Source organism: Rhizobium gallicum bv. gallicum R602sp (assembly GCF_000816845.1).
Classification (GTDB): Bacteria; Pseudomonadota; Alphaproteobacteria; order Rhizobiales; family Rhizobiaceae; genus Rhizobium; species Rhizobium gallicum.
Map to the genome: position 1 here is coordinate 2,535,397 of NZ_CP006877.1, position 25,864 is coordinate 2,561,260.

General features: G+C 59.6%; 21 protein-coding genes, 1 tRNA gene and 2 pseudogenes. 10 read left to right on the plus strand and 14 right to left on the minus strand.

All coding sequences use genetic code 11. The features are described 5' to 3' along the window. Nucleotides 1–58 precede the first annotated feature (58 nt). Nucleotides 59–1,318: an ABC transporter substrate-binding protein gene (locus RGR602_RS12610; RefSeq protein ID WP_039845397.1), complete on the minus strand. Its 1,260-nt coding sequence runs from the start codon at nucleotides 1,316–1,318 to the stop codon at nucleotides 59–61. A 36-nt stretch (nucleotides 1,319–1,354) separates the two neighbouring features. Here RGR602_RS12610 and RGR602_RS37125 point away from each other — a divergent pair, with 36 nt between their 5' ends. The 3 genes and pseudogenes from RGR602_RS37125 to RGR602_RS12620 all read left to right on the plus strand — a co-directional run bounded on the left by RGR602_RS37125 (nucleotide 1,355) and on the right by RGR602_RS12620 (nucleotide 3,467). Next, a complete protein-coding gene (locus tag RGR602_RS37125; RefSeq protein WP_133938976.1) occupies nucleotides 1,355–1,771 on the plus strand; it encodes a hypothetical protein in 417 nt (138 codons plus the stop codon). Nucleotides 1,772–1,828: 57 nt separating this feature from the next. Next, a pseudogene (locus RGR602_RS12615) lies at nucleotides 1,829–2,712 on the plus strand (BadF/BadG/BcrA/BcrD ATPase family protein). Further along, on the plus strand, nucleotides 2,709–3,467 hold the full coding sequence (locus tag RGR602_RS12620) for a GntR family transcriptional regulator (RefSeq protein WP_039845399.1): 759 nt from the start codon (nucleotides 2,709–2,711) through the stop codon (nucleotides 3,465–3,467). Before RGR602_RS12615 ends, RGR602_RS12620 begins: the two are co-directional and overlap by 4 nt. A gap of 501 nt (nucleotides 3,468–3,968) precedes the next feature. Here RGR602_RS12620 and metH read toward each other — a convergent pair. Next, nucleotides 3,969–7,742, minus strand: a complete 3,774-nt coding sequence (gene metH, locus RGR602_RS12625; protein WP_039845400.1) for a methionine synthase — start codon at nucleotides 7,740–7,742, stop codon at nucleotides 3,969–3,971. 172 nt (nucleotides 7,743–7,914) lie between these two features. Here metH and RGR602_RS12630 point away from each other — a divergent pair, with 172 nt between their 5' ends. Continuing rightward, nucleotides 7,915–9,174, plus strand: a complete 1,260-nt coding sequence (locus tag RGR602_RS12630; protein WP_039845401.1) for an AGE family epimerase/isomerase — start codon at nucleotides 7,915–7,917, stop codon at nucleotides 9,172–9,174. Between the two features lie 183 nt (nucleotides 9,175–9,357). Here the strand turns inward: RGR602_RS12630 and RGR602_RS12635 are convergent, their stop codons facing one another. The 4 genes from RGR602_RS12635 to RGR602_RS12650 form a co-directional block, all read right to left on the minus strand. Beyond that, complete coding sequence (locus RGR602_RS12635) at nucleotides 9,358–9,846, minus strand: heme-degrading domain-containing protein (protein WP_039845402.1); 489 nt, start codon at nucleotides 9,844–9,846, stop codon at nucleotides 9,358–9,360. Nucleotides 9,847–9,934: 88 nt separating this feature from the next. Next, the gene (locus tag RGR602_RS12640; RefSeq protein ID WP_039845403.1) at nucleotides 9,935–10,336 is read right to left on the minus strand and encodes a DUF4174 domain-containing protein; all 402 of its coding nucleotides are present in this window, start codon (nucleotides 10,334–10,336) and stop codon (nucleotides 9,935–9,937) included. 98 nt (nucleotides 10,337–10,434) lie between these two features. Further along, on the minus strand, nucleotides 10,435–10,818 hold the full coding sequence (locus RGR602_RS12645; protein WP_039845404.1) for a BRA0787 family protein: 384 nt from the start codon (nucleotides 10,816–10,818) through the stop codon (nucleotides 10,435–10,437). Between the two features lie 240 nt (nucleotides 10,819–11,058). After that, nucleotides 11,059–11,769 carry an SIMPL domain-containing protein gene (locus RGR602_RS12650; protein WP_223844015.1) on the minus strand — a complete coding sequence of 237 codons (711 nt, stop codon included), beginning with the start codon at nucleotides 11,767–11,769 and terminating at the stop codon, nucleotides 11,059–11,061. Nucleotides 11,770–11,960: 191 nt separating this feature from the next. On the opposite strand from RGR602_RS12650, the gene RGR602_RS12655 reads away from it, so the two are divergent. Then, a tRNA-Ile gene (locus RGR602_RS12655) sits at nucleotides 11,961–12,036 on the plus strand. A gap of 23 nt (nucleotides 12,037–12,059) precedes the next feature. On the opposite strand, the gene RGR602_RS37130 is transcribed toward RGR602_RS12655, so the two are convergent. Beyond that, nucleotides 12,060–12,299 carry a hypothetical protein gene (locus tag RGR602_RS37130; RefSeq protein WP_052451550.1) on the minus strand — a complete coding sequence of 80 codons (240 nt, stop codon included), beginning with the start codon at nucleotides 12,297–12,299 and terminating at the stop codon, nucleotides 12,060–12,062. A 440-nt stretch (nucleotides 12,300–12,739) separates the two neighbouring features. On the opposite strand from RGR602_RS37130, the pseudogene RGR602_RS37135 reads away from it, so the two are divergent. Then, nucleotides 12,740–12,964 (plus strand): annotated as a pseudogene (locus tag RGR602_RS37135) (IS5/IS1182 family transposase); the annotation flags it as partial. Between the two features lie 56 nt (nucleotides 12,965–13,020). On the opposite strand, the gene RGR602_RS12670 reads toward RGR602_RS37135, so the two are convergent. Next, on the minus strand, nucleotides 13,021–13,632 hold the full coding sequence (locus RGR602_RS12670; protein WP_039845407.1) for a hypothetical protein: 612 nt from the start codon (nucleotides 13,630–13,632) through the stop codon (nucleotides 13,021–13,023). A 446-nt stretch (nucleotides 13,633–14,078) separates the two neighbouring features. On the opposite strand from RGR602_RS12670, the gene RGR602_RS12675 reads away from it, so the two are divergent. The 3 genes from RGR602_RS12675 (at nucleotide 14,079) to RGR602_RS12680 (ending at nucleotide 15,379) form a co-directional block, all read left to right on the plus strand. Next, nucleotides 14,079–14,375, plus strand: a complete 297-nt coding sequence (locus RGR602_RS12675; RefSeq protein ID WP_039845408.1) for a hypothetical protein — start codon at nucleotides 14,079–14,081, stop codon at nucleotides 14,373–14,375. 378 nt (nucleotides 14,376–14,753) lie between these two features. After that, complete coding sequence (locus tag RGR602_RS37140; protein WP_170251342.1) at nucleotides 14,754–15,005, plus strand: hypothetical protein; 252 nt, start codon at nucleotides 14,754–14,756, stop codon at nucleotides 15,003–15,005. Nucleotides 15,006–15,094: 89 nt separating this feature from the next. Next, nucleotides 15,095–15,379: a hypothetical protein gene (locus RGR602_RS12680; RefSeq protein WP_039845409.1), complete on the plus strand. Its 285-nt coding sequence runs from the start codon at nucleotides 15,095–15,097 to the stop codon at nucleotides 15,377–15,379. A gap of 357 nt (nucleotides 15,380–15,736) precedes the next feature. Here the strand turns inward: RGR602_RS12680 and RGR602_RS12690 are convergent, their stop codons facing one another. The 5 genes from RGR602_RS12690 to RGR602_RS12710 form a co-directional block, all read right to left on the minus strand. Beyond that, on the minus strand, nucleotides 15,737–16,999 hold the full coding sequence (locus RGR602_RS12690) for a type II toxin-antitoxin system HipA family toxin (protein WP_039845411.1): 1,263 nt from the start codon (nucleotides 16,997–16,999) through the stop codon (nucleotides 15,737–15,739). Beyond that, nucleotides 16,996–17,226 (minus strand): helix-turn-helix transcriptional regulator, encoded by a 231-nt coding sequence (locus RGR602_RS12695; RefSeq protein WP_039845412.1) that lies wholly within the window; start codon nucleotides 17,224–17,226, stop codon nucleotides 16,996–16,998. Before RGR602_RS12695 ends, RGR602_RS12690 begins: the two co-directional genes overlap by 4 nt. Nucleotides 17,227–18,011: 785 nt before the next feature. Then, nucleotides 18,012–20,180, minus strand: a complete 2,169-nt coding sequence (locus RGR602_RS12700) for a glycosyltransferase family 2 protein (RefSeq protein ID WP_039845413.1) — start codon at nucleotides 20,178–20,180, stop codon at nucleotides 18,012–18,014. Further along, nucleotides 20,165–21,469, minus strand: coding sequence for a hypothetical protein (locus RGR602_RS12705; protein WP_052451551.1), 1,305 nt, complete (start codon nucleotides 21,467–21,469; stop codon nucleotides 20,165–20,167). Before RGR602_RS12705 ends, RGR602_RS12700 begins: the two co-directional genes overlap by 16 nt. A 32-nt stretch (nucleotides 21,470–21,501) precedes the next feature. Continuing rightward, entirely contained in the window at nucleotides 21,502–22,887 is a 1,386-nt protein-coding gene (locus tag RGR602_RS12710; RefSeq protein WP_039845414.1) for an HlyD family secretion protein, read from the minus strand. A 533-nt stretch (nucleotides 22,888–23,420) separates the two neighbouring features. Between RGR602_RS12710 and RGR602_RS37145 the strand changes: the two genes are divergently transcribed. Then, nucleotides 23,421–23,663, plus strand: a complete 243-nt coding sequence (locus RGR602_RS37145) for a hypothetical protein (protein ID WP_039845415.1) — start codon at nucleotides 23,421–23,423, stop codon at nucleotides 23,661–23,663. Nucleotides 23,664–24,203: 540 nt separating this feature from the next. Here RGR602_RS37145 and RGR602_RS12725 read toward each other — a convergent pair. Beyond that, nucleotides 24,204–25,859 (minus strand): GMC family oxidoreductase, encoded by a 1,656-nt coding sequence (locus tag RGR602_RS12725; protein ID WP_039845417.1) that lies wholly within the window; start codon nucleotides 25,857–25,859, stop codon nucleotides 24,204–24,206. Nucleotides 25,860–25,864 lie beyond the last annotated feature (5 nt).

The window sequence follows — 25,864 nt, forward strand, 5'->3', positions numbered from 1 at the left end:
GCCAGCGGGGAGAAGGTGGCCGGCAGGCCGGATGAGGGGAAGATGCCCTCGCTTCCGCTTACTTGGCCGGCTTGTACCAGCCGTCGAGACCCTTCTGAAGCTTTTCAGCAGCCACTTCCGGCGTATCGGTGCCATTGATGACGTTGGCCGATTCGACCCAGGTTTCGTTTTCCAGGTTCGGCGTGCCGCGCGACAGGATTTGATAGGTCGAGCGGACGGTCGACTTGTACGGGCCGCGCCAGGAAACGAATTCCTGAGCCAGCGGATCACTCATCTTCACCGGGTTTGAGTTCAGGCTGAAGAAGCCCGGCAGCGAGTTCGCGTAGATGTCTGCGAATTCGGAGGAAGCGACCCAGCTCAGGAATTTCTTGGCTTCCTCGGCATGTGCACTCTTCGCATTCAGGCCGACACCGATGTCCGGATGGTCAGAGATGTAGCCTGTGTCGCCAGCCTTCGGAACCGGCGGCGGGAATGCGCCCATCTTGAACTGCGCCTGGCTATTGAACAGCGAAATTTCCCACGAGCCAGCCGGGTAGATCGCCGCACGGCCGAGCGTGAAGAGGTTCTGGCTGTCGGAATAGGTCTGCGCTTCGAAGCCGTCGCCGAGATAGGGCTTCCACTTGGCGAGTTCCTTGTAGGGCTCGACCCATTCGGCATCCGTCAGCTTCTTCTTGCCTTCGATCAGGGCCATGCGGCCCTCTTCGCCCTTCCAATAGTTCGGGCCGATGTTCTGGTAGCCCATGGTTGCGGCTTCCCAAAGGTCCTTCGTGCCCATCGCCATGGGAATGTAAGTGCCGTCCGCCTTGATCTTTTCGAGAGCTGCGTAGAACTCGTCCTGCGTCTTCGGAACGGCGATGCCGAGCTTGTCGAATGCATCCTTGTTGTAGATGAAGCCGTGAATGACCGACGCCATCGGAACGCAGAAGGTCGACTTGCCGTCGTCGGTCGACCAGGCAGCCTTCGCAACCGGCGTGAAGTTTTCCATGCCCGGCAGGCTTGTTAGGTCTGCAAGCTGCTTCTTGTTAAAAAGTTCGAGCGAGGCGTCGAACGGCCGGCAGGTGATGATGTCGCCTGCGGAGCCGGCGTCGAGCTTGGCGTTCAGCGAGGCGTTGTATTCCGTCGGCGCGGTCGGCGAGAATACGAGCTTGATGCCCGGGTTCTTGGCTTCGAAGGCCGGGATGATCTTTTCCTGCCAGATCTGCAGGTCGTCGTTGCGCCAGCTTTCGATCGTCAGCGTGACATCTGCACCGTAGGCAAAGCCGGCAGACGTGAGCAGACTGGAGGCAAGCAGCAGGCTTTTCAGAGCAGTGTTTTTCATTTCCCTCTCCTGTTTTAAGCGCCGCAAGACGCTATCTTGGTTCTGAAACAAGCAGTTGGCGTGCCTGAGGATTACACCCAACGCCCCTTGGAGGGGCCGCCAACAATTGCCGGCCCCGAAAGCTCGACGGACGCTGAAGGCGAAGAGGCCCCGGCCCGTATGCGCCCTCCCGATACGCTGAACCGGGCGCGATATTCTCCTAAGGAAAAAGCTGCAGGCGGTCGGTCTCCATGGCGTTTGCACCGAAGCGGCAATCGTAACGCGACCTTCATGCTCCGATGCCGGATTCCATTTGCCTCTACACTGTTCCCTTTTTCGGAATTAAGGCCAAAAAAATACCAATTGTCCAGCCGAATTTTAACTTTTGATGTTCGCAAAATTCATTTAAAAATTTTACCAATTAAAATCAACGCCTTACAAATGCAAAATTTTCGAACCAATTCCGCTTGGTAAATGGTATTTTTTTGGTATTGTAGTAAAAACCAAAAGGATGCGGCATTCGGAGGTTCGATGAGGGAACTGGCAATCGGCATAGACGGAGGCGGATCGAGCTGCCGTGCTGCAGTTGCAGATAGAAGGGGCAACGTTCTAGGGCGCGGCAAGGCGGGCCCTGCCAACATCCTTTCCGATCTTGACGGCTCTCTCCGCAATATCGTGGAGTCAGCGCGGGAGGCTCTGCGGGATGCCGGCCTGCCTGCAGAAACCATTTCCAAAGTCTCCGCAGTTGTCGGGGTCGCGGGCGCCAATGTCGGCGACTACGCAGCCCGCATCGGACGCGCCCTGCCCTTCGCAGACAGCCATGTCGTCACTGATGCTCTGATCGCACTTCAGGGCGCCCTCGGCGATTCGGACGGCGTCATCGGCGCCTTCGGCACCGGCTCGGTCTACAAGGCACGGCGAGACGGTAAATTGCGAGGCATCGGCGGCTGGGGCTTCATTGTCGGCGATCAGGCAAGTGGCGCGCGCCTCGGCCGAGACCTATTGGAAAAGTCCCTGCTCGCCTACGACAAGGTGCGCCCGTCTTCGCCGCTGACGGCAAAGCTCATGGCTGAATATGGCGGCGATCCCGAACGCGTCGTCGAATTCGCCCATGCCTCGAAACCCAAGGATTTTGCAGGCTACGCGCCGCTTGTCTTCGACTATGCCGCACAAGGCGACGAGATCGCAGTGGGCATCATCAAGAACGCCGCTTTGGCGATCGGCGAAAACCTGGACGCCCTCCTCTGGCCAAAATGCCCGGCGATCTGCCTGCTCGGTGGCCTCGCAAGGCCCTATGAACCTTGGCTTGCCGGGCGGCACAAAGCACTACTCACAGAGCCAAAAGGCGACGTCCTCCAGGGTGCGATCGATCTCGCAGTAAAATTTCTTCAGGGCGACAGAAGGGTGCGGCATGACGGATGATTTCGCCAGCATCCTTTCCCCCGAGCGCCTTCAAGCCGGCGGCAGCGGCCCGCTCTATGTCAAGCTGCGCCGCACCCTTGAAGAGGCCATCCGCGCCGGTACGCTCGGCCACGGCGACGCCTTGCCGCCGGAGCGCGACATCGCGGAATTCGCGACCGTCAGCAGGGTCACTGTTCGCAAGGCGATAGACGAACTCGTCGCGGACGGCCTGCTCGTACGTCGCCACGGCTCCGGCACGTTTGTGGCCAAGCCGGTCTCGAAGGTCGAACAGCGTCTGTCCCAGCTCACGTCCTTCACCGAGGATATGGCACGCCGCGGTATGACCTCTCGCTCCGAGTGGCTGCACAAGGGTATCCACACCCCTTCGCCCGACGAGATGATGAACCTCGGCCTGGCTGCCGACGTCAAAGTCTCGCGGCTAAGCCGCCTGCGCATCGCCGACGACCAGCCTCTGGCAATCGAGAATGCCAGTGTCTCCGGCGAATTCCTGCCAGACCCCTTCGTGGTGACGACATCTCTTTATGCCGAACTCGAGCGGCGCCAGGTTCGACCGGTCCGCGCGGTGCAGCGCATCTCAGCCACGAATATGAAGGAAGCCGACGCCCATCTCCTTGGTGTTCCTGTTGGCGCCGCCGGACTATCGATCGAGCGTATCTCCTATCTCGGCTCGGGGCGCGCGGTCGAATTCACCCGCTCGCTTTATCGTGGGGACGCTTATGATTTCGTGGCGGAACTGACGATCGGGTAAGCTGAGCTCAGGTCTAAACGCCTTCGCAGATTATACGTATAATTCGGATTTAGAACCTATCGGAAAGACCATGGCCCAAACCACCGCATTGGAATTTCAGCGCACATTCGGCGAATTCCAGAATCAGGAGTAGCGAGGCTCGTCGAGTTCACCCGGCACGGACGCCGCGAATTTCTTTGATGTCAGCTGAACATTATGATTGGTTAAACGCTGCCGCGTCCACGCGCACACGGCACCGCCGACGCTTTTTCTATTGTCAATGTCGACGAATGGCCGACCCTCAAGAGTGCCCGGCAGCGAGGGAACATTCGCTTACAGTTTCATCCGCCGGGCCCCTTAGGCTCGTTCAAAGCCAAATCCTCGAAATTGCACCGGTAACGAGACAGCCTCGGCGTGTCGGTGACCGAGACTTTTATCTTCTGATTCAAATAGATAAATCCGGAAAGTGAATCACTTTCCCGCATTTTTGTGTCAATCTCTGAACATCGCGCCAAGCATTGCCTACGCCGCGTCGTCGATCTCCTCGGCAGCCTTGCGGGGCACGTAGTTGAGCACCGGCCCGAGCCAGCGTTCCACTTCGGAAATCTCCATGCCCTTTCGAGCCGCATAGTCCTCGACCTGATCGCGCTCCACCTTGGCGACGCCAAAATAGTAGCTGTCGGGGTGGCCGATATAAAGGCCGGAGACCGAAGAGCCGGGCCACATTGCGTAGCTTTCCGTGAGCTTCACGCCTGTTGCCTTTTCGGCGTCAAGCAGGCGGAAGAGCGTCGCCTTTTCCGTGTGGTCGGGCTGCGCCGGATAGCCCGGCGCGGGGCGGATGCCGGCATATTCCTCGGTGATGAGTTGCTCGTTGGTCAGCGTCTCGTCCTTGGCATAGCCCCAATATTCTCGCCGGACCCGTTCGTGCATGCGCTCGGCGAAGGCCTCGGCGAAGCGGTCGGCGATCGCCTTGACGAGGATCGAGGAGTAGTCGTCGTTGGCGCGCTCGAACCGCTCCGCGATCGCAATTTCCTCGATGCCCGCGGTCACCACGAAGCCGCCGACATAGTCCCCGACGCCGCTCGAAACCGGCGCGACGAAATCCGACAGCGCGATGTTCGGGCGGCCATCGCGCTTGGAAAGCTGCTGGCGGAGCGTATAGAAGGTCGCAAGCTCTCCGGCGCGCGCCTCATCCGTAAAGAGACGGATATCATCGCCGGTGCTGTTCGCCGGCCAGAAGCCGATGACGGCGCGCGGCCGGAACCACCTCTCGTCGATCACCTTCTTTAGCATCGCCTGCGCATCGGCCCAGAGGGCACGCGCCGCCTCGCCCTGCTTCTCATCTTCGAGGATTGCTGGGAAGCGTCCGCGCATTTCCCAAGTCTGGAAGAACGGCGTCCAGTCGATATACTTGGCGATCTCCGCCAGATCATAGTCCTCGAACACCTTGGTGCCGATGAACTGTGGCCTGGTCGGTTTGTAGGCAGCCCAATCCACCTGCTGCGCATTCTCGCGGGCGCGGGAAAGCGGCAGACGAACCTTCTCGGCCTCGCTGCGCGCATGAGCAGCGGCAACCTTGGCATATTCGCCGCGGATATCGTCGATATAGCCTTGGCGCGTATCCGGAGACAGCAGGGACGAGACGACGCCGACGGCGCGGCTTGCATCCGTCACATAGACCGTCTGGCCCTTCGCATAGCCGGGATGGATCTTCACCGCGGTATGAACGCGGCTCGTTGTCGCGCCGCCGATCAGGAGCGGGATATCGAAGCCCTCGCGTTCCATCTCGGCTGCCACATGCACCATCTCGTCGAGCGACGGCGTGATGAGGCCCGAAAGGCCGATGACATCGACTTTTTCGGCCACCGCCGTCTCCAGAATCTTTGTCGCCGGCACCATCACGCCAAGGTCGATGATCTCGTAATTATTGCAGGCAAGCACGACGCCGACGATGTTTTTGCCGATATCATGCACGTCGCCCTTGACCGTCGCCATCAGGATCTTGCCGGCAGTCTTCCTGTCGTCGCCGCCATTGAGGCGCTTTTCCTCTTCCATGTAGGGCAGCAGCACGGCGACTGCCTGCTTCATCACCCGCGCCGACTTGACGACCTGCGGCAGGAACATCTTGCCGGAACCGAACAGATCGCCGACGACGTTCATGCCGGCCATCAGCGGGCCTTCGATGACATGCAGCGGACGTGCCGCCTTCTGGCGTGCCTCTTCGGTATCGGCCTCGATATATTCTGTGATGCCGTTGACCAGAGCGTGTTCAAGACGCTTCTCGACCGTCCACTCGCGCCAGGAAAGATCCTGAACTCGGGCTTCCTTCGTCCCCGCGCCACGGAAACGCTCGGCGACTTCGATTAGGCGCTCGGTACCATCCGGGCGCCGGTTAAGCACGACGTCTTCGCAGGCTTCGCGCAGCTGCGGATCGATCTGGTCGTAAAGCGCAAGCTGACCGGCATTGACGATGCCCATGTCCATACCCGCCTGGATGGCGTGGTAGAGGAACACGGCATGCATTGCCTCGCGCACCGGCTCGTTGCCGCGGAACGAGAAAGACAGGTTGGAAACACCGCCGGAAATATGCACCAGCGGCATGCGCTGGCGGATCGTGCGCGTCGCCTCGATGAAATCGACGCCGTAATTGTTGTGTTCCTCGATGCCGGTGGCGACGGCAAAGATGTTCGGATCGAAGATGATGTCCTCTGGCGGAAAACCCGCCTTCTCGGTCAGGAGCTTATAGGCGCGCGTGCAGATATTCACCTTGCGCTCGTAAGAATCCGCCTGTCCCACCTCATCGAAAGCCATGACGACGACGGCCGCACCGTAGCGGTGCAGCAGCTTCGCCTGGGCGAGGAAATTCTCCTCGCCTTCCTTCAACGAGATCGAATTGACGATTGCCTTGCCCTGAACGCACTTAAGGCCCGACTCGATGATCGAAAACTTCGACGAGTCGATCATCACCGGCACCCGGGCAATATCCGGTTCGGCAGCGATCAGGTGCAGGAACTCGACCATCGCCTTTTCGGAGTCGATCAGGCCCTCGTCCATGTTGACGTCGATCACCTGCGCGCCGTTTTCCACCTGATCGCGGGCGACGTCCAAGGCTGCATTGTAGTCGGCGTTGGTGATCAGCTTGCGAAAGCGGGCCGAGCCGGTAACGTTGGTGCGCTCGCCGACGTTGACGAAAGGAATTTCCTTGGTCAGTTCGAAAGGCTCGAGGCCCGACAAAGACATAAAAGGCCGGTGTTCGGGGATCGGCCGCGGCTTGTACTTTGCAACCGTCTCGGCAATCGCGCGGATATGTTCCGGCGTCGAGCCGCAGCAGCCGCCGACGATATTGACGAGGCCCTCACGGGCGAAGCTGTCGATCTGCGCCGCCATCAGCTCCGGCGTCTCGTCGTACTGGCCGAATTCGTTCGGCAACCCAGCATTCGGATAGGCGCAGACGAAGGTGTCGGCAACACCCGCGAGCTCCTGCAGATGCGGACGCATCGCATTGGCGCCGAGCGCGCAGTTGAGGCCGATTGTGAACGGTTTGGCGTGGCGCACCGAGTTCCAGAAGGCCGAAGGCGTCTGTCCGGACAGCGTGCGGCCGGAAAGATCGGTAATCGTGCCCGAGATCATCACCGGCAGGCTGATACCCTTCGCTTCAAACCGCTCCTCACAGGCAAATATTGCTGCCTTGGCATTCAGCGTATCAAAAATGGTCTCGATGAGGATAATGTCCGCGCCACCGTCTATGAGGCCATCGATCTGCTCGCCATAGGCAATGCGAAGCTCGTCGAAGCTGATCGCACGGAAACCCGGATTGTTCACATCCGGCGAAATCGAGGCAGTTCGGTTTGTCGGGCCGATGGCGCCCGCCACGAAACGGCGGCGGCCATCCTCGCGCTCGGCGCGGATCGCCGCGCGGCGCACGATCTCGGCTCCTTCTTTATTAAGCGCGTAGACCTCGCCTTCCATCTGATAATCGGCCTGCGCGATGCGCGTCGAGGAGAAGGTATTGGTTTCGAGAATATCCGCGCCAGCCTTGGCGTATTTATAGTGGATTTCCTCGATCGCATCTGGCTGCGTCAAGATCAGTAGATCGTTATTGCCCTTCTGGTGACAGGCGCAACCGATGAAGCGATCGCCTCGGAACTGGTCCTCATCGTAGGCGAGCCCCTGGATCTGCGTGCCCATGGCGCCGTCAAGAACGAGGATTCGCTCGCTCGCGGCTTTCCGCAAAGCTGCAAAGACTTCGCTGCCGTCGCGTTTTGCCCCTTTGGGGCCGAAAAGATTGTCGAACACGGGCGGACTCCTTGACGTCGTTTAAAGACCAAAGTGACCAAATCACATAAAGATATCTTTATGTCAATATATGCCTGACGTTTCCGGTTTTGCAAGGCTTGGCGGGTGACAGACGAGAACGTGCTCTATATAGGCCTTTCGCAAGGCGTGTGCATGAAATCGGAGGAGTAAAATGGCACCTGCAATCGGCGGCACCGGGCTCGGAAACTGGAGCGCCCGCGCCTATCACCGCAACTGGCTTCTGACCCAGGCAAGCGGCCTTTTCGATTTCTTCCAGCACAATTCTGTCAATCCCAAGGGCGGTTTTTACGATCTTGACGATCATGGCAGGCCGCTTGATGCCGAGGGACAGGTTCGCAGCATTCATATTGCGTCGCGCGCAGTCCACTGCTTCTCGATCGGCGTCCTTCTCGGCCGTCCGGGTGCCGCCAGCGTCGTCGATCATGGCATGGACTACCTCTGGAACCGCCATCGCGACAAGAAGAATGGCGGATATTTCTGGTCGCTGAACAACAATGGCCCCGTTGATTCCAACAAGCAGGGCTACGGCCACGCCTTCGTGCTGCTGGCTGCGTCCTCAGCGAAAACCATCGGCCATCCGCTGGCCGACGGAATGTTGGCCGACATCACGGAAATCCTGAACACCAAGTTCTGGGAGCCGCAGCATGGCGCCATCTCCGAAGAGTTCACCGCCGACTGGCAGCCGCTCGACGGCGGCGCCTATCGCGGCCAGAACTCCAACATGCACCTGACCGAGGCGCTGATGGCCGCCTTTGAGGCCACCGGCGACAAGGAGTATCTCGCCAAGGCCGAAAGCATCGCCAATCTTGTCATCCTCCACGCGGCCGGTTCCGTCGACTGGCGCGTCGCCGAGCATTTCAGCGCCGATTGGGCTCTCGACAAGAACTACTATCATCCGAACGAAATGTTCCGTCCCGCAGGCACCACTCCCGGCCACTGGCTGGAATGGGCCCGGCTCATCCTGCAGCTGTGGTCACTCGGCGGCAAGCGCCACGCCTGGATGCCGGACGCAGCGAAGGCCCTCTTCGCACAATCCATGGCCCTCGGCTGGGACGACGACAAGGGCGGATTCTTCTACACACTCGATTGGGACGACAAGCCCGCCAAGCGCAACAAGCTCTGGTGGCCCGCCTGCGAGGGCGCCGGCGCCGCCCACTTCCTCAACGAACACCTGCCGAGCGACTTCCACGAGCAAAGCTACCGCAAGATCTGGAATGTCATCGAACGCGCCTTTATCGACCATGAGAACGGCGGCTGGCACGAAGAACTGACGGAAGACCTCGTTCCGTCCCACAGCCTCTTCCCCGGCAAGGGCGATATCTACCACGCGCTACAGGCCTGCCTCATCCCGCTCTTCCCGGCGACCGGCAGCCTGACCAAGGGCATCATCGAGGCTGGCGGGAGGATTTGAGGCAATGGCCGGAGTGGGCTCAGACGCCCACTTCCTGTGCGTGTGGCAGAGATCCAGCAGCGCCATGTCCCATGGCGCGAGAGGCCCATCGAGGCTAGCTGGAAAGAGCGCCGTTCACGGTGCAGACGCGCCGTCGCCAGCACAGGTAAGGTCGCATAAAGTGGCGCTCCGCGGTTAAATTCCTCATCTCAGGCGCAACGTATCCAAATCCTTCGCCAGCATCAGTGACAGCGCCTCCACGACGAGATTGTGGTCGTCGCGCTGCGGCAGGCCTGAAACCGTAACGGCGCCGATGCAGCCGGTTCCCTTGACGTTGATCGGGAAACTGCCGCCATGCGGCGCGTAGTCGGCGCCGGAAAGCCCGTTGTCTTCGACCGTCTTGCCGTCCTTCTGCAGCTTCAGGCCACAGGCATAGCTGCTCTTTAAATAGCGGAATACCATGTTGCGCTTGCGGCGAATCCACTGGACGTTGTCGGGGGTTGCGCCCGGCAGCGCCGCGTAGAAGACCGGCATGGAATGCAGCGTGACGTCGATTGCCACGCCAAGGGCGCGTTCGGTCGCGAGTTCCTGCAAGAGCTTGCCGAGTTGCCAGGCGGTGGTTAGATCGAAGGCGTCGAAGCTCAGCACTTTTTCCTGCTCAGCAATCCGGCCGACATCCTCTTCGATGGTCATAAAGCTCGCTCCTCTTGCGTCGTCGAACGGGCGGAGAACATCCGCATCCGGCGGCAAAAGTAAAGCAGAATCGTGACGATGCCGAAGCTCAGTGCGGCATCGACGACAGCGCGCCTATGATTTCTTCGGGCCGCACGGGCTCGCTGGAGCGCAGCTTCACCGTGCCGTCGCGGTCGAGCAGGACAAGGCCGAATTCACCGGGCTGCGGTCCTTCGAGGTCATCGCGGATTTCATCGGCGTCGAGGTCGTAGGAGCCTTCGAAAAGCGGAAACACCCCGCCACCGGCGATACTGAACACCTCAATATCATCCTCGATGAAACGCAGATGCGAGGTGCGTAGCAACTCGTCCTGAACGGCCGCACGATCATCATCCGCATCCGCAAATATGATGAGCACGCGCTTGGAGCCAATGAATGGTTTGAGACAGTCCGGCGAAACGGGCGCACGCGGCGCCGGACCCATGATTTCGCGTATGATTGATTTTAGCATGGTGCTCACATCCTTCGTGTCTGTCTTCAACGATTGGAAGTGAGACCGGTTCCCTACGAGCGTGACGGGACCGCGCCCTGGCGCGATCCCTCAAAGGCTCATTCGGGCGGCTTGCGCTCTGCAGTGCGGCTGGAGACGGCCATTATATCGGCGCCGCCGTTGGCAAGAAGGCGTTTGCGCACCAGCACGCGCATGACGCGGGCGGCCGTCGAGAAGCTCATCTGATCGAGCGGCCCTTCGCCTTCCCAGGGTTTGGTCAGTCTTTCGGTGACGGCGCCGACAATGTTCATCGGCACGATGTCGTCGCATTCGCGCATCGCTTCGAAGACAAGGCTGATCGGAATGACCCGTCCTTCGAACGTGACAATCGGTTCGGTAAGTTCCGTATCCCATTCCTCGAAGGCATAGAGCGCTTCGCGGAACAATTCCTGAAGGGTGATCGGGGCGTGTCCGTTGTGAAGTGGCGGCAAGGCATTCGTCATGTCTGTCTCCTCTTGTGGATTAAGCCAGTTCCTCCTCATCGGCCGGGATCGAAGCAGGACACACAGAACTCCAGGGTTCCCTCCGGACCGAATAACACGATCGATTTTATAGTGTAACACTCGCGTGATAAAGCGATTTATGCCCACCGGGCTGCCGACACGCCTGCGGAAAGGGATAAGCCGCTGATATCGCTCAAGAACATCAACGGCTTTTTTTCACTTTGAAGTGGAGAATTGAGGCTACTGCTCGAGTGCGAAGGTGACGTTGACGGTAACATTATAGGCGTTTTCGCCGCCCTGAACCGGCACAGCAGCGTCACTTGCCTCCTTCATCATCGCCGCGCGGTAGACCGGCTGCGGCAGCGGCCGAACGCTGTTTTCGCTGATTTCGATGATGCGGCCGAGCTTCACACCGGCAGCCTCCGTCAGCGTCTTCGCCTTCTTGATCGCTGCCGCGACGGCATCCTTGCGGGCCGCCTCGATTGCCGCGTTCGGCTTGTCGTTGGTGAACTGGATGTCGCCGCCCTGGTTGACGCCGAGCGTCACGGCCTGGTCGATGATGCCACCCAGTTCGCCAAGATCGCGCACGCGCACCGTCAGCCCGTTGGAAACCTGATAGCTGATCAGTTCCGGCGGCTTCGGCTGGCCGTCGTTGTTCTGCGGATAGTTATACTGCGGCTGCACAGAAAAGCCCGAGGTCTGCAGGTCCTTGTCGGCAATCCCGCCCTTCTTCAGCGCTGCCAGCACCCCAGCCATCGCCTTGTTGTTCTCGTCGAGCGCCTCGCGCGCCGTCTTCGCCTGCTTGACGACGGCAAGGTTGAGCACCGCCATGTCCGGGGCCAGCGCCGATTCCCCCTCGCCCGAGACCATGATCACCGCCTCGCGCGGCTTCGTTTCGTCGGCAGCCGAAGCCGAAGCCCCGGCAAGCGCGGCAGGCATGCCGATCAGCATGCCGAAAGCCACGTTTCTGATAGTCCGTAGCGCCATTTTTTCACTCCTTGGTTGTCGCCATCCCGCCTCACTCTTTGACGATTGATTGTGAAGCTATTGCGGCAGCGTCTTGTCGCTGCATCCGAATTGCGTTAGAGCGAAATCGCACCGGGGAGCCATTGCCCCGCTGCCCGCGCGGCAAAGCCGCGTGAGGGCCTGTAGCTCAATGGTTAGAGCCGGCGGCTCATAACCGCTTGGTTGGGGGTTCGAGTCCCTCCGGGCCCACCATAATTTTCAACAAGCCGTTGATTTTACTTCTCATTTTCCTTTTTTCTGTCCCACTTTTCAAAGTTGGCCTCCGAAAGTGGGACATTTTTGTTCTCGTTTTGGTCGGGCATCAAGAGCTTTTCGGCGTAGCCTGAGAGCTTCTTGCGGCGAGCCGCACGAGTAAAAAGATCAGCCTGCTGACTCGTCGTCCAACCGAAGATCGCTTTGAGCTGGTCGATGGTCGCTCCGTTTTCGGCGGCGATTGAAGCCCCCGCTTCTCGCAAGCCATGCGCCGAGCAATGGAAAAGGCCAGCCTCGTCGCACCATTTGGCGCATCTTATTTCCCAATCCTTTGTCGGAGAACGGCTTGCTGTATTCAGTGACTAAGAACGTGTGTCGACTAGTCGGCACATGTGCGAGTTCGCCCGACAGATTAGGCAGTACCGGAATATTGACATCCACGCGGCTTGCCAGGCGTAGTCCCCGGCTGGTGACAAGCCTCGTATTGCTCTGTCTCCTCAAGCGTCCATGTGTGAAACCCGTCGCCGGACTTAAGCCGCTTGATGCCGTTACAGGGATGCGTCTTTGCCTCGCCAACCTCAATTGCCCCAGCGAAAAGAGCGCTGATTGCCTTCACTATTTTGTTGGCCGCGCCGGGAGCATCTATGCGGGTGTCTCGGATCGCAGCCACCTGCTTGCGCTCAAGATGCTCAAAGGGCTTGTCGCCGTGCTTGATGCAGATTGCAGCTGGCACTGGATGCATAGCGGGGAGGTCATTGCCCGTACTCTGACCGACCAAGACACAGGCGATGCTTTTCAGGTGGACCCACTGCTCGGCCAGATCGGCGGTCCGACCGGACAGTTCACTGCCGACGACGCCTATGGCGGAAAGCCAACCTACGATGCCGTCATCAACCACAGCGCTGCTGCCCATCCGACGAGGCCCCCCACCTGTGGGACACGGACCGCCGCGAACGTCGTCGGATTGGAGATGAAGAAGGTGCTTCAGAAATTGAACCGCACGCCGACGACATTTGCACTGGAGCCGCCGTGCATGTCGCCGAGCGTCCCCCAGGCTCCGGACCGGTGATGTATCCGCCAGAAGAAATCGACGTCGGGCATGGCGTTGAAGGAAAGGTTCAACTCGGGGCCGAGATAGAACAGCGTTCTGGCGTCCCCGTTACCCTCCAGCTCGTTCTTGCGCTCCCGTCCCTCCTGGGTATGCGTGACATGGCTGATGCCAAACGTAAAGGCTGGTGAGATACGGACGGTATCACCAATCTCGAAACCGTCATAGCGACCGACGACGCCGCCCCAGAATTCCGCATTCGGATGCCCGCCGTATCTCCCGGCGAGCCCCGCTTCCAGTCCGAACCTAAAGGAGCCCATCCTAGCCGGGAAGTACTGGTAGCCGAGGCCGAAGATCGGGAGGTCTTCGTATGTGACGCCGAAAGGATTGGATGCCTGGAGGATGTCGGCGTCGACCATCGTGCCACCGAAGGCGAATACCGACTGATTGATGTCGCGGTTCTGCGCCTGCGCGTCGGTTGTTCCCAAGAACGGCATAGTGGCAGCGCCGAGCAGCAGAGCAAGCGGGATGGCGTTTGAAGGCTTCATATCGGATCTTTTCCTGGACTTCATGTTTTCTCTAGGGCGCGCATCCACCGAGAGCTCTGGAACGGCTCCTGACTGGGCGGAAGACACCTTCCGCTAGCCCGTGCATGCGGCCCCGCAGTATCGTCAACGGGGTCCTTCGGGGGATCTCGGAATTTTACCATCGACGTGCTCACGCCATTTTGCCATTCCCAGTCTAGAAAATGTTCCATTTTGCAACGCGTTGCAAATCCCGTTTGAATGGCTGGAAGAACGACGTTTCAGAACTGCTTCTCATCGGGCCCCGTTGGCCAGGCAACGGAGGATGAAAGCCCGGCCACGAAAGTCGATTGACTGCCGGTGCGGCATGCTCTGCCGCCTGGCTTCAGCAGACATGCCAGCGATCGTCGGCGGAGAGGCCCGGTCGCTTTTGCCGCCCTTGAAGTACGTCATCGCCGGCGACCGCGCACATGCACACCGACAAGGCAATGGCCTTCATTCAGGCCATACCAGGCCGTGCCGGCTACGTGAATGACTCCATCAGCGTCCTGACTGGCGAGTTCCGGTGGCTTGATGCCAAGGAGGTGACGCTTGTCCTTTCGAAGCCCGAAGCCGGCATTGAGCCGTTCACCGTCCGCCCGATGATGGCAATCGAACCGGGCGACAACGACAAGCTCAAGGAGCTTGAAGGCCTGCTCACTCTGGACGGCACCAAATTCCAGTATTTCACCGACGTCTCGCGCCCGGATTTGGTGTGCCCCCGATAGCTACGTTCTGGACCAGTATTATCTCAATCTGCCAGGCAGAAAGGCCGCTCAGGTAGCCCTCCTTCTCGACTACAGAACCAATCCGCCGCAGTACCCTGTTGGCAAGCCTGGATGAGGGCGAATACGCCCCGGCTCTGATCGCGTGGGGCCGTAACGACCGCTTGTCACTGCACCCGGGCGAGGCCTACCTGGCCGACCTGCCGGACGCCAAGCTTCATTTCTCTGAAACCGGCCATTTCGCGCTCAAGGAAAACCTGAACGAAATCGCCGCTTTGACACTATCCGTCGGTATAGGCCCGCGATATCCAAGATCAATATTCGGGACGTGGGTGGCTTTGCTAAAGTTTCTGATCGGAAACCACCTCGGACATCACGGCAATGCGACACGTCCCCACCCACGACAACTCTCGCGGACACGCGTTACCCGTTGCGTTTGCCGGAATAGTACTGATCGGCGCGTATGCCGTCGGCCTCACCCTCATGTCGACAACGCCCGCCGAGACGCGTGTCTACGTCCCCATCCTTGCCGAATGCGCCATTCCCGAGTGCGGGGCATCGCCGGGGGCGACCTGCTCCGTCAACGGCGAGGTTGTCCGTATGAAGGTCGGACCGACCGTGCGATGTTCATAAAAACTCCACGCCTTCCCAACGCACGTACCGGCGAAAGCAACGTCGCAAGCAACTGAGTTCGCCTGCTTCCCTCACACCGGAGCGATAACATGGATGTGACCACGAACCTTGACAGGATGACGCCAGGCGAGAAGTACCGCGTTATCCGTCTCCTAAGCCGCAGGCTGCACTTCTCCGCCATTCTGGCGAAGCAACGCGGCGACGATTTCTGGGACAGGCTGGAGCACCTGGCCGATCGGCTGCTCCGCGAGAGCGATGCGATTGTCACGGGGGGACCGTGCATCTCCGATCCCATCCTGGTCGAGGCAGCGGACCTGCTCGCTCGGTTCGACAACGCGGCCACATCGGGACGGCAGCTTCGCTTAAATGAGTAGACCCGTTTCGAATATGTGCGTGGGGGCGCGATTGGCAATTGTTCTCCCACAGACCGATCATCGCCCTTTACAAACTAATAGGGCTTCCCTCCGGGCCTACCATTTCTTTCATTGGACGTTGTTTTTCCATCATTTTTTCCTCGATTTGCCTCACCGGAATTCCCAGTTTATGAATGTGGGACATTTTTGCGGGCCACATAGCCTTTGCGGCGCTCGAAAGATCTCGATGGTAGCTCACGTGCTGATATGTGCGGTCGTCACAGGAATTGGCGGCGAGTCGCGCGAGCAGGAAACGGCCGGCGCTCCAACTCCGCATCTGGGTGAGGCCTGCGGAAAAGGGTTGGAGGACCCGTTGAGCTAGATCGAGAGAGAAACGAGTTTAGCGCGGTCTGCGATCAAGGCCGCCACGTGATTTGTCGTCTCGGGATCGATGGCAAGTGGAGATACCGTTTCTGACACTTGGGCTATCGCTTCACCTGTGGCATCAGCTAGCTCCTTAACTCGGCGGCGTACCAAGAGTAAGCCAATCCCGGTCTCCTTCGCAAAAGCCTTCCAACCGTCGGCGTCCATTTCGGCAAGCGTTGCGCGGTTTCCGATCCGCATAGCCATTTTCGGCGAAAGGTCTGGATAGGCCACGGTGGAAAGCAGGTCGTAAAACGGAGCCATTCTCGGTCCCAGATCGTCATAAAGGATCGAGAAATTCTTGCCGTGGGCGTCCGCATTTCCGACAATGAGATTGAAAATAGCAGCGTCCATTAGTTTAGCGAGGTCCGTAGCCGGCCGTTCAGACACCCGCCGCAACAACTCGAAACAATCCTTGAAGGTCGGCCCGCCCTCGCTCGCATACTTCGTTTCAGGCGGCACACCAAGTGCTTGGCAAAAGTCTTCTTGGTGGATGCGGCGAACAACATCATTGGCGTCGCGATAGCGATCGTATCGCTCGACCAGGAGAAAGGGGCGCCCATTCGCTGACCTCGGTTCGACCGGTGCGACCTCGAGGCCGATCGCTGCAGCGAGTTTCATCACGAAAGCTTCGGTATCGGTCGTCCCTGGGAAGCGCGCGATTGGCGGTTTCAGAATATGCGTTGTTGCCTGGCCGGGAACTGGAAGCGCGAGCTGGCCGTCGATTAAAACAAGCGGCACCTTAGATTGCGCGCCGGCCAGCGATAGCCTCAAGCCTTCTTGGCCGGCCAATAGCGGCCGTGTCGGAAGTGCGTCGAGTATCCGAACGATTCCGGCCTCATCGAGGGGTGTAATCTGCTGGTCTGCGAGCGGCTCTGTCCTAACGGGTTCCTGGTCTTCCGGCAAAAGCTGGAGGGCGCCGGCGACGTCGCCCCCTAAGCGATCGAGAAGCGCAAAGTCGTTCGCAGGTGAAACGCCTAATGCCTGCGCGGCAACCAGGCGTTGGCTTTCCTCGGGCAGCAGGCCACCGAAAAACGGCCTACATTCTCGACGGGAGAAGCGCTCCAGTCGCTTCGGAAGAGAAGCCGAAAGCGGAAGAGCGGTTTCGTCGTCAAGCCAAGCCTGAGCATAGGCGAACCCTATGTCGCCGTGCCTGTCCTGCGTGAACTGTCCGACAATGCTACCGTCCCACCAGACGTTAAGAACCTTCGTCATCATCGCCTACCCTCGCCAGGGGCTAAAATAACAACAGAGCAACCGAGCGTTTGGAGAACCTGGAGCACTTTTCCAATCTGAGCCGTGGGCTTACCTGCTTCGAGATCGACAATGAACCGCAGGCCAACGCCAGCAACGCCGGCAAGCTCATCCTGCCGCAAGTTTTGCTCCTTGCGTGCACTCCGGACCAGGGCGCCGATGTCGGCTGGACTTCTGACTTGTTTTGCCATCTTCATATTCCCGCTCGGGAAAATAACAGCATATCGGCCGCGTTGTCGAGAAAAATTTCCCGATCGGGAAAATAGACAGCGCTAGATGATCCTTATTCAGAAAAATTTCCTGATCGGGAAATTCAGAGCTACCGGATAATCAGGCAGCTTGCCATTCCGCCCCTCCAGCCGATCAGCTACCCAAACCTTGATCAGCGCCTAACGCGTGATCCCAAGCGCTGCGCCTCGCGGTCCAGCTTTTCGACCACCCACGAGGGAAATCGACATTGACGCGATGGGGCGCCAGATTTGGGCGCTGCGCCTTCTCCCAATCCACCGCCTCGGCGAGGTCCTCGCCGGCATCAAAGCGCGGGTCAAATTCATGTGAAGCGAGCACGGAAACGAGCGACAGTATCCGTCGGTATAGGCCCGCAATATCCAAGATCAATATTCGGGACTTGGGTGGCTTGCTAAAGTTTCTGAACAGAAACCAACTCGAACATCACGACAATGCGACACGCCCCACCCACAAACACATCGGGACGGCAGCTTCGCTTAAATGAGTAGACCGCGGTTTCCAATACCCGTCGATGTCGAAACAATGACATCACACTCTGTTAGCGCTGAGCGGGGTAGTCTCTAGTCGGTGAGATGCTGAAGTCATTGGTGCGCAAAATCGCTTCGATCGTCGCCGATCTGGCTGGTACAGTTGCCGTCGTTATGGCAAAGTTCACGCTCCAGCCGATCATCATCGACCCCGTGTTTAGCGCGCAATCGCTTTCGGGACCGCTACAAGTCGGCGGCCCTCACTCCGCCAACGGCGGCGCAGCACTCGCCGATCCGATCTGCAAAAGCGGCACCCTTGGTGCAAGGTCACGCGGCCTCTGCCACCGTCGCGGCGCCTGAAGTGTTCTGACGGTGACGGCGTGCGTTTCAACACCGCCCGCGAGCTTTGAGGGGTGATCGAACGTGCGGCGCCAGAGGCCGCGGATGGCGGCGAGCGGATGGGCGCGGGCGGGCATCGCCTGCGGCATCTCGCTGAACAGGCGCTGGATCATCTTCCGGCGGATGTCTTCGGCTGTCTGCCGGATTTCCCAGTCGTAGCGGCGGTCCCGGACGGCGACGATGGACACCGATAGGCCGAGGCGCGCTCTGTCCGTGCCAGTCACCCTGCCCGCAACGTCGAAGTCCGCAAAAGGAGAAAAGATCAGCATGTCGCCCGGGCGAACCTGCCCTGCCGCTCGGCCGTCATGCAGCGTGATCTCCGCCTTGCTGATTGAAATGGTGTCGACAGTGCAAGGAGTGAAATTGCCGTCGCGTGCAAGATTTGCCTGCCGTGCGAGCGGAAACTGGATCCTGTCCAGCGGCTCGCGCGGAAGTTCGATGCAGACGAGCAGGGAAACGAAGGCATAGACCATAACGACCATGCCCCAGGCGACGCTGAAGCCGTCGAGGTCGTTATAGGTGCCCATCAGCGGCCCGTTCAGCATGCCTATGAACGTCAGGATGATGACAAGGAGGAACGTGCCGGTGATGGGGTAAAGGATAGAGACACGCGCCCGGTCCTCGCCCTTAGCCGTAACCTTGAACGGCCGCCCGAACGGATGGATGAGGGCGTGAATCAGCGCGATGGTGATGGGGATCGCCGACACCATTTGCGACACTTCCGTAAAGAGCGGCATGCTGCGCCGGTCGGAGACCCAGGAATGAAATGCCCACATGCCTGCGACCATCGGAAGCGCGTAAAGAAAGAAGGCTTCCGGTTCCATCTGGATCGCCGGCAGGCCGAGGAAATAATAGAGGATTGGCGCCGCCATCAAGAGCAGGATGAACGGGCGGCAGAACCAGAACAGCAGCCCGTGGAAATAATGCAGCCGTTGCAGGAAGGTGTATCCGCGGCCGAAGAACGGGCCATCCCGTAGCAGCGCGACCTGAATGGTTCCGAGGCACCAGCGGCAGCGCTGGGTAATATAGCCTGAGAGGCTCTCGGCCGAGAGCCCGACGCTCAGGCGCTCGTTCAGCCAGCGGGTCTTCAAGCCCTTCTGCAGCAGCCGGTAGGTCAGGTGAATATCTTCCGTGACCGTTTCCTGCGGCATGCCGCCGATCATGCCGAGCGCATCGCGCCGGACTATGCAGGACGTGCCGACGCAGAAGGCAGCTCCCCATCCGTCCTTCGAGGGCTGCATGACGTCGAAGAAGATGCGCTGATCATCGACCCACGCCTTCGACGCCAGAAGGTTATGCTGAACGGGATCGGCGTTGTAGTAGAACTGCGGCGTCTGGATAAGCCCGATCTCCGGATCGGCGAACTGGCCGACGGTTCGCTTCAGGATCGCGCGCTGCGGCGCAAAATCGGCGTCGAGAATGAGGATGAAGGGCGCGTTGGTCTCCTTCGCCGACTGCCGGATGGCATTGTTGAGATTGCCGCCCTTGGCGCCAACATTGTCGCCGCGCCGCAGATATCGCACGCTAACCTCGGCGCAATAGTCCTCCAGCCAGTCGCGGCGTCCGTCATCGAGCACCCAGACAGTGAAATTCTGATAGTCGATCGCCTTCGCGGCAAGGATCGTGCGCTCCAGAATGGACAGCTCTTCATTATAGGTACAGATGAAGACATCGACGGCCGGCGGCGATGCCGCGCCGGCGATGGTGAGTTCGCTCGCATCCGCAGCCGCACTGTGGTCCGTCCGCCGGAAGAAAAAGACGATCGAAAGCACGGTATAGAAGATGACGACGATTTCGAAAGAGAGATAGGCGCGCGGCCACAGCGCATAGGCGCTCCATTCGAAGTCCGGCAGCGTCTTGGTGATGCGGAAATAGAGATAATTCAATAACATGACGATGAGGATCATGCCGAACATGACGCGATCCTTGCCCCGGCGGCTGTCGAGCAGCAAGGCGCAGCCCATGATGAGCGCAAGCGAAAGCAGCGAGAAGAGAATGGCGTCCGAGAGAGTGACTACTTCGGGGGACATGGGCTATCCTTGCTGATCAGCGCCTGGCCCGCGCGGCCGAGGAAAGGGTTGAGGTCAAGCGCGGCAAGCACGGCCCAGCCGGTCGCCCCGATATGCGGAAGACGGTAATACTTGAAATCGCCGGGCGAGGAGTTGGGACCGACCTGAAGGCCTGTCGAAAGCTGCTCGTTGACCGTCGCATAGATGAGCCCGCCGGGCGTGACCTGGGCAGCGATGGTCTTGAACAAGGGTTCGGCCTTTTCGGACCGTCCGGCAAGCCGCAGGACGAGTGCTGCCTGCGCCGTGCCCTCGAGCCAGATGCCGTCCCGGTCGCTGTTGAAGTCGAAGCCGCCGTCGACGCCATGGTTAAGCTCGGTCCATTCCATGACCCGCTCGACCTTGCTCTTGAAGTCCGGCACGGCGATCAACGGCCACAATTCAGCGTCGAGTCCCGACATCGCGATATTCGGAGCGTTGCTGTCGGGGACGCTGCCGATGTAGAAGCGCTCCTCGCCGTCGTCCCACATGGCGCGAAGGAACTTCAGCGCGCTGTCGCCGCGGTAGGTCCAGTCGCCGCCGGCGTCCAGGCGCGCAAGCCAGCTATCCGCGGCGTAGATATCCAGATTGTGTTCCGTCGATTTCCAGGTCATGCGCTCAGGCGCCGGCTCATGGCCGAAAAAGCCGCCGAAATAGCCCGGGTTTTGCGGATCTGCCGTGCTGCGGTGGATCCAGTCCATGATCTTGCGTGCGGTGTCGAGATAGGCCGGCTGTTCCGTCTCCTCGTAGGCCATGAGCAGCGCCAGCGCGCCCCATGCGGTGCTGCCCGTCGCACTGCCGACTTGGTAACCGTCCTCGATCCAGGAATTGCTGGCCGCACTCCAGTAACCGGGCAACAGCATTCCCTCTTTGCCCGGAACGACCGGGCCGGACCGGTAGGCATTCCTCAACCGTCCGTCATGATAGTGACGGTCCGTCTCCACGGCGCGCACGAGAGCATCGGCGATGCGGCGCGCTTCGGCCTTACGCTTGCAACCGTAAAACGCCATTAGGGCAAGCGCATTGTCATAGGTAAAGCCGGTGTTTTCCAGAGCCGGATGGAGCGCCGACCCGCCGTTTGGCGGTTCGAAACTGCGCAGGACGAAGGGCTGCGCCGGATCGCCGCCCATCTGGGCAGCCAGCCCGTCGCAAAGCGTGCAGGCAAGCTTCTTATGTTCGCTACCGGCGAGCGCCGGGAATGTCTGCAGGACAGTCACCGCCGCGGCGAGCAGCAGCAAGCGTCCTATCTCGATCGTCGATCTCAGATGCTTCATTGTTGAGCCTCATCAATGCAGCGGCGCCGGCGTTACGGATTGGCGGGTTCGGCAGCGGCGGAGCGCGGCGCCGTCGCCTTGTCAAAAAGCGCGGACGCCGAATCCATCGTCCCGGGCGACGCCAGCCTGTCCATCGCCAGCTTCGAATAGCGGGCGATCCGGGAGACGACCGTCTCGCCCAATGAGACGATCACATCCTCGCCGACATGACATCCAAAGAATTTGTCGTTGTTCTGATGCGCCGGAGCGCCGCCCTCGCCGGCCGGCTCGTCCATCCTGACGAGCACATAGACCTCGTGGCCTTCGGCTTCCGGAAACTTCGCGTAATAGCGATTTTCCGGGCCGGAGTTGAAGTAGCGCACGATCTTGTAGATCTGGGCGTCGCGCTTGACGCCGAGGCTGCGGAAATTGACTATCGCCGGCATGCCGATCTCCAGCGACGTCACATCGCGGCTCCGATAGACGGCGGCAGCAAAGGCCTCGTTGCAGTCCAGCGATTTTGCCACCGGCTGGCCCTGCATCACGAAGTCGCCGAAGGATGCGTCGACACTGACGATCTGGCCATGGCGCTCGGCGACGACCTCGGCGGCCCCGGCCTTGCCAAGCCGCCCCTCCTCCCGCGCAATCAGGTTTTCGACCTGCTGCTTGCGCTCCGTCATCTGATTGATCTCAATGTTGTCTTCGGCGATCTCGCCGGCAAGCTTGGTGCGCTGCATTTCAAGCGTCAGCAGATTGGCGGCGACGGTACCGCCGGTGTAGATGTCGCGTTCGACGAGCGACAGGACAATCTCGTTGCGGCGCAGTTCGCCGCGCGCAGAGTCGAGTTCGTACTGCGCGGCGTTACGCTTCTGGCGCTGCGGTTCGATGCTGGCCTCGGAGATCAGCTTCTTCTTCAGAAGCACGAGCTGCCTCTGCAGCAGGGCGTTTTGTTCATTGAGCCGCGCCTCGTAGGTCTGCACGTTGTAACGGGCATTCTCGATGACCGCCGAAAGCTCGCTGATCGCGCCGTCCTTGACGTCCGCGATCTGGCTGTTGACCTTCTGGAGCTGGTCGGTGCGTTCCTGAACGACGCTTCTCGTATTGTTCAGCTTTTCGGTGAGATCGAGCTTCTCGAGCCGCAAGCCGGTCAGCGACGTCTGGTCCTGGTTGGGATTGGAGACCGTCGCCATGACATCGCCGAGCTTGACCACCTGTCCGACCTGCAGCGAAATCCTATCCACTCTGCCGTAAATCGGCGAGGCGATCATTTGGACCGGCGCATTGATGACTGCGCGCGTGGAGACAATGAAAAACTGATTGGGGATCATCGCCATGGCGATCGTGAAAATCAGCATAAAGGCGAACACGTAACCAAACGCCCTTGATACTGAAAGTATCTTATGATCACGCGGATCAAGTAATAGAGTTTCGTCCTTCATTTTCGCCAATCCTGACTCTTTACACTGCAGGCCGAATAGAAGGGCGTTTCCATGTATATTTTTTGTTATTTATATTTTATATCGATGAAATTTCAGTATGCAAACGAAATTTTTCTATGGTCTCTATGTTTAGATTCGATATCGGCTTCGAGAAGCATCACCGTTAATGCAATCAAACCATTTTGTTTAAGTAATTCAGGCAATTAATACGCGCAGAACTGGATGCAAATCGAGTTTCATCCATCCAGAAGCTACTTCAAGAGCTTATCTTTGATTTTGCGGTGATTTTTGTGACGCCCTCAGAGGGACGAACCAGATACGGCGTCCATCCTCCCTTTGCGGAGCGGGCTGCTCACAAAGCCTTGGCGCGAGCTCCCGAACAGACGGCTCTCGAGATGGTGACGCTCGATAACCTAGTGCCGAAGGACCATTTGCTTCGCAAGATCGACGCGGTGATCAGAAGCTTAACAGCCAGGCTGTGTTTGGACATGCAAAACCCCCGAAAGTTAATGTCCAACTTTCGGGGGTCATGGTTGGCGGGCTTTTTACCTTACTGCTGCGCCGGAGGCGTTGCAGGCGGCGTTGCCGGCGGTGTTGCTGGTGCCGGTTCCGCAGCCGGCGGCGTTGCGGGTGCCGGAGTTGCCGGGGCCGGCTCGGTTGCCGGTGGCGTTGCCGGTGCGGTCGACGTTGCCGGTGGCGTTGTAGCTGGCGGCTGGGTCGTTGTTGTCTCGCCGGCGGGCGGTGTGGCTGGCGGTGCACTCGTGCGCGGCCAGTAAATCGCTGCAAGGGCTATGATTACAACAACAGCCGCGATACCGATCCACATGGCCCATGGTGACCGGCGGTCGCTTCCCGGTGTCGTACGAACATCCGGTCCAGGTCTATTAAAATCATTGGTCATAGTAGTCCTCCTGTACACTCTAAAACTACTAAGTGCATAAAAGGTTCCATGCTGAGTTATGATGCGATGTTCGAATATTGCTAAACCGCCAAAGTTTCGAATGCTATTCCTCTTCAGGCATTCGCAAAGCGGTGTCTGCCGCACATCGCATCGAAAGCGATTATACCATCTTTTGCTCTTCCCATCGCAAAAAAGAGGAATTCGATATTCGAAAGGTGATTTGCGCTCGTCATGATGCCGTGGCAGCATTCGCCTCCAGCATTACGGCTTTGGCCGGCAGCATGACTGTCACCGAACAAGCATGAAAAGCGTGCCCATGGGAGGGAAACATGTCCGATCAACTGCCGATGTTCATCCTGCAATCGATCGTTATCTTCGGCCTCGTCGGCGCGCTCTTCATTCGCGCCTGATCTGCCTAGCGAACGTCTGACCTTGCTCTCGGCCGCATGTCGTTGCGTTCCCACGAGAAGATGGCGCGTTGCAAGGGTTCGCGCCCGCGGATGATGTCGGCTCCCTTCTCGCCGACCATGATCGTCGGAGCGTTGGTATTGCACGAGGGGACACGCGGCATGACTGAGCTGTCGCACACGCGCAGTCCCTCCAGCCCCCTCACCTTCAGATCGAGACCCACAACGGCCATGGCATCCGCGCCCATCTTGCAGGTGCCGACGGGATGGTGATCCGTCTTGGCATTGGCGCAGCCGTAGTCGAAAAGCTGCTCGTCGGTGACGACGCTGCTTCCCGGCAGCTTCTCCTCCAGCACAAAAGGCTTCAACGCCGCCTGCTGCATGATCTCGCGGGCGATCTTCAAGCCCTCGATCGACATCTTCCGGTCATGCGGATGGCTCCAGTAATTCGGGTCGATCAGCGGCGCGTCCGCCGGATCGGCAGATGCGAGACGCACGGTACCGCGCGAGCGCGGATGCAGATAGGCGGAATTCAACGTCACCCCGGCGTTCTTCAGCCGGGCGACGCCCGCCTCGATACCGGAGCCGAGGCCGAGATGGAACTGGATATCGGGGGAGCGCGCGTTTGGATCCGCATACCAAAAGCCGCCGGTCTCGAAGAGCGAGGAGGCAACGGGGCCTGAGCGGAAGAGCACGTATTGCAAGCCCGCCCAAAGCGTGCGGTGCAGCTTGGCGACGCCGTCATAAGTGTGGTCGCCGGTGCATTCGGAAATGACGAAGAGGTCGAGATGATCCTGCAGATTGCCGCCGACGCCGGGTAGATCATGCTTCACATCCACGCCAACAGCTTTCAAATGGTCCGCAGGCCCGATTCCGGATTGCAGCAGCAGTTTCGGCGACCCGATAGCACCGGAAGAAACGACGACCTCCCGCTCGGCGCGGATGAGCTCGACGCCGTTGCGTCCGCCAACCTCGACGCCGATCGCTTTTCTACCCTCAATCACGATCCTCACAACGCGGGCATTCATCCGGATGGTCAGGTTGTCCCTGTCTCCGATCGGCGACAAATAGCCGAGCGAGGCCGAGGAGCGCCGACGATTACGCTGCGTGAGCTGATAGAAGCCGACGCCCGCCTGCTGCCGGCCGTTGAAATCGTGGTTATAGGGAATGCCGAGCTCTTGCCCCGCCCGGATATAGGCGTCGCAAATCGGCAACGCGGAAACCGGCATCGAAACGCCGAGCGGTCCGCCATAGGAATGGTAGTCGTCGGCAAAGCGCTGGTTGTCTTCGGCGCGTTTGAAGTAGGGCAGAACGGAGCGATAATCCCAGCCATCGCAGCCCTCCTCGCTGGCCCAGAGATCGTAGTCGGCGGCATTGCCCCGCGTATAGAGCTGCGCATTGATCGACGAGCCGCCGCCGATGACCTTGGCCTGCGTATAGCGCAGCACCCTGCCCTTCATGTGCCTCTGCGGCACCGTCTCCCAGCCCCAGCTCGCGACGCCCTTCGTCATCTTGGCAAAGCCTGCCGGCATGTGGAACAGCGGGCTCCAGTCGCTGCCGCCTGCTTCCAAAAGCAGCACTTGGACGTTTGGATCCTCGCTCAGCCGGTTGGCGAGAACGCAGCCCGCGGGGCCACCGCCGGTGATGATGTAGTCGTATGCCATCCCAA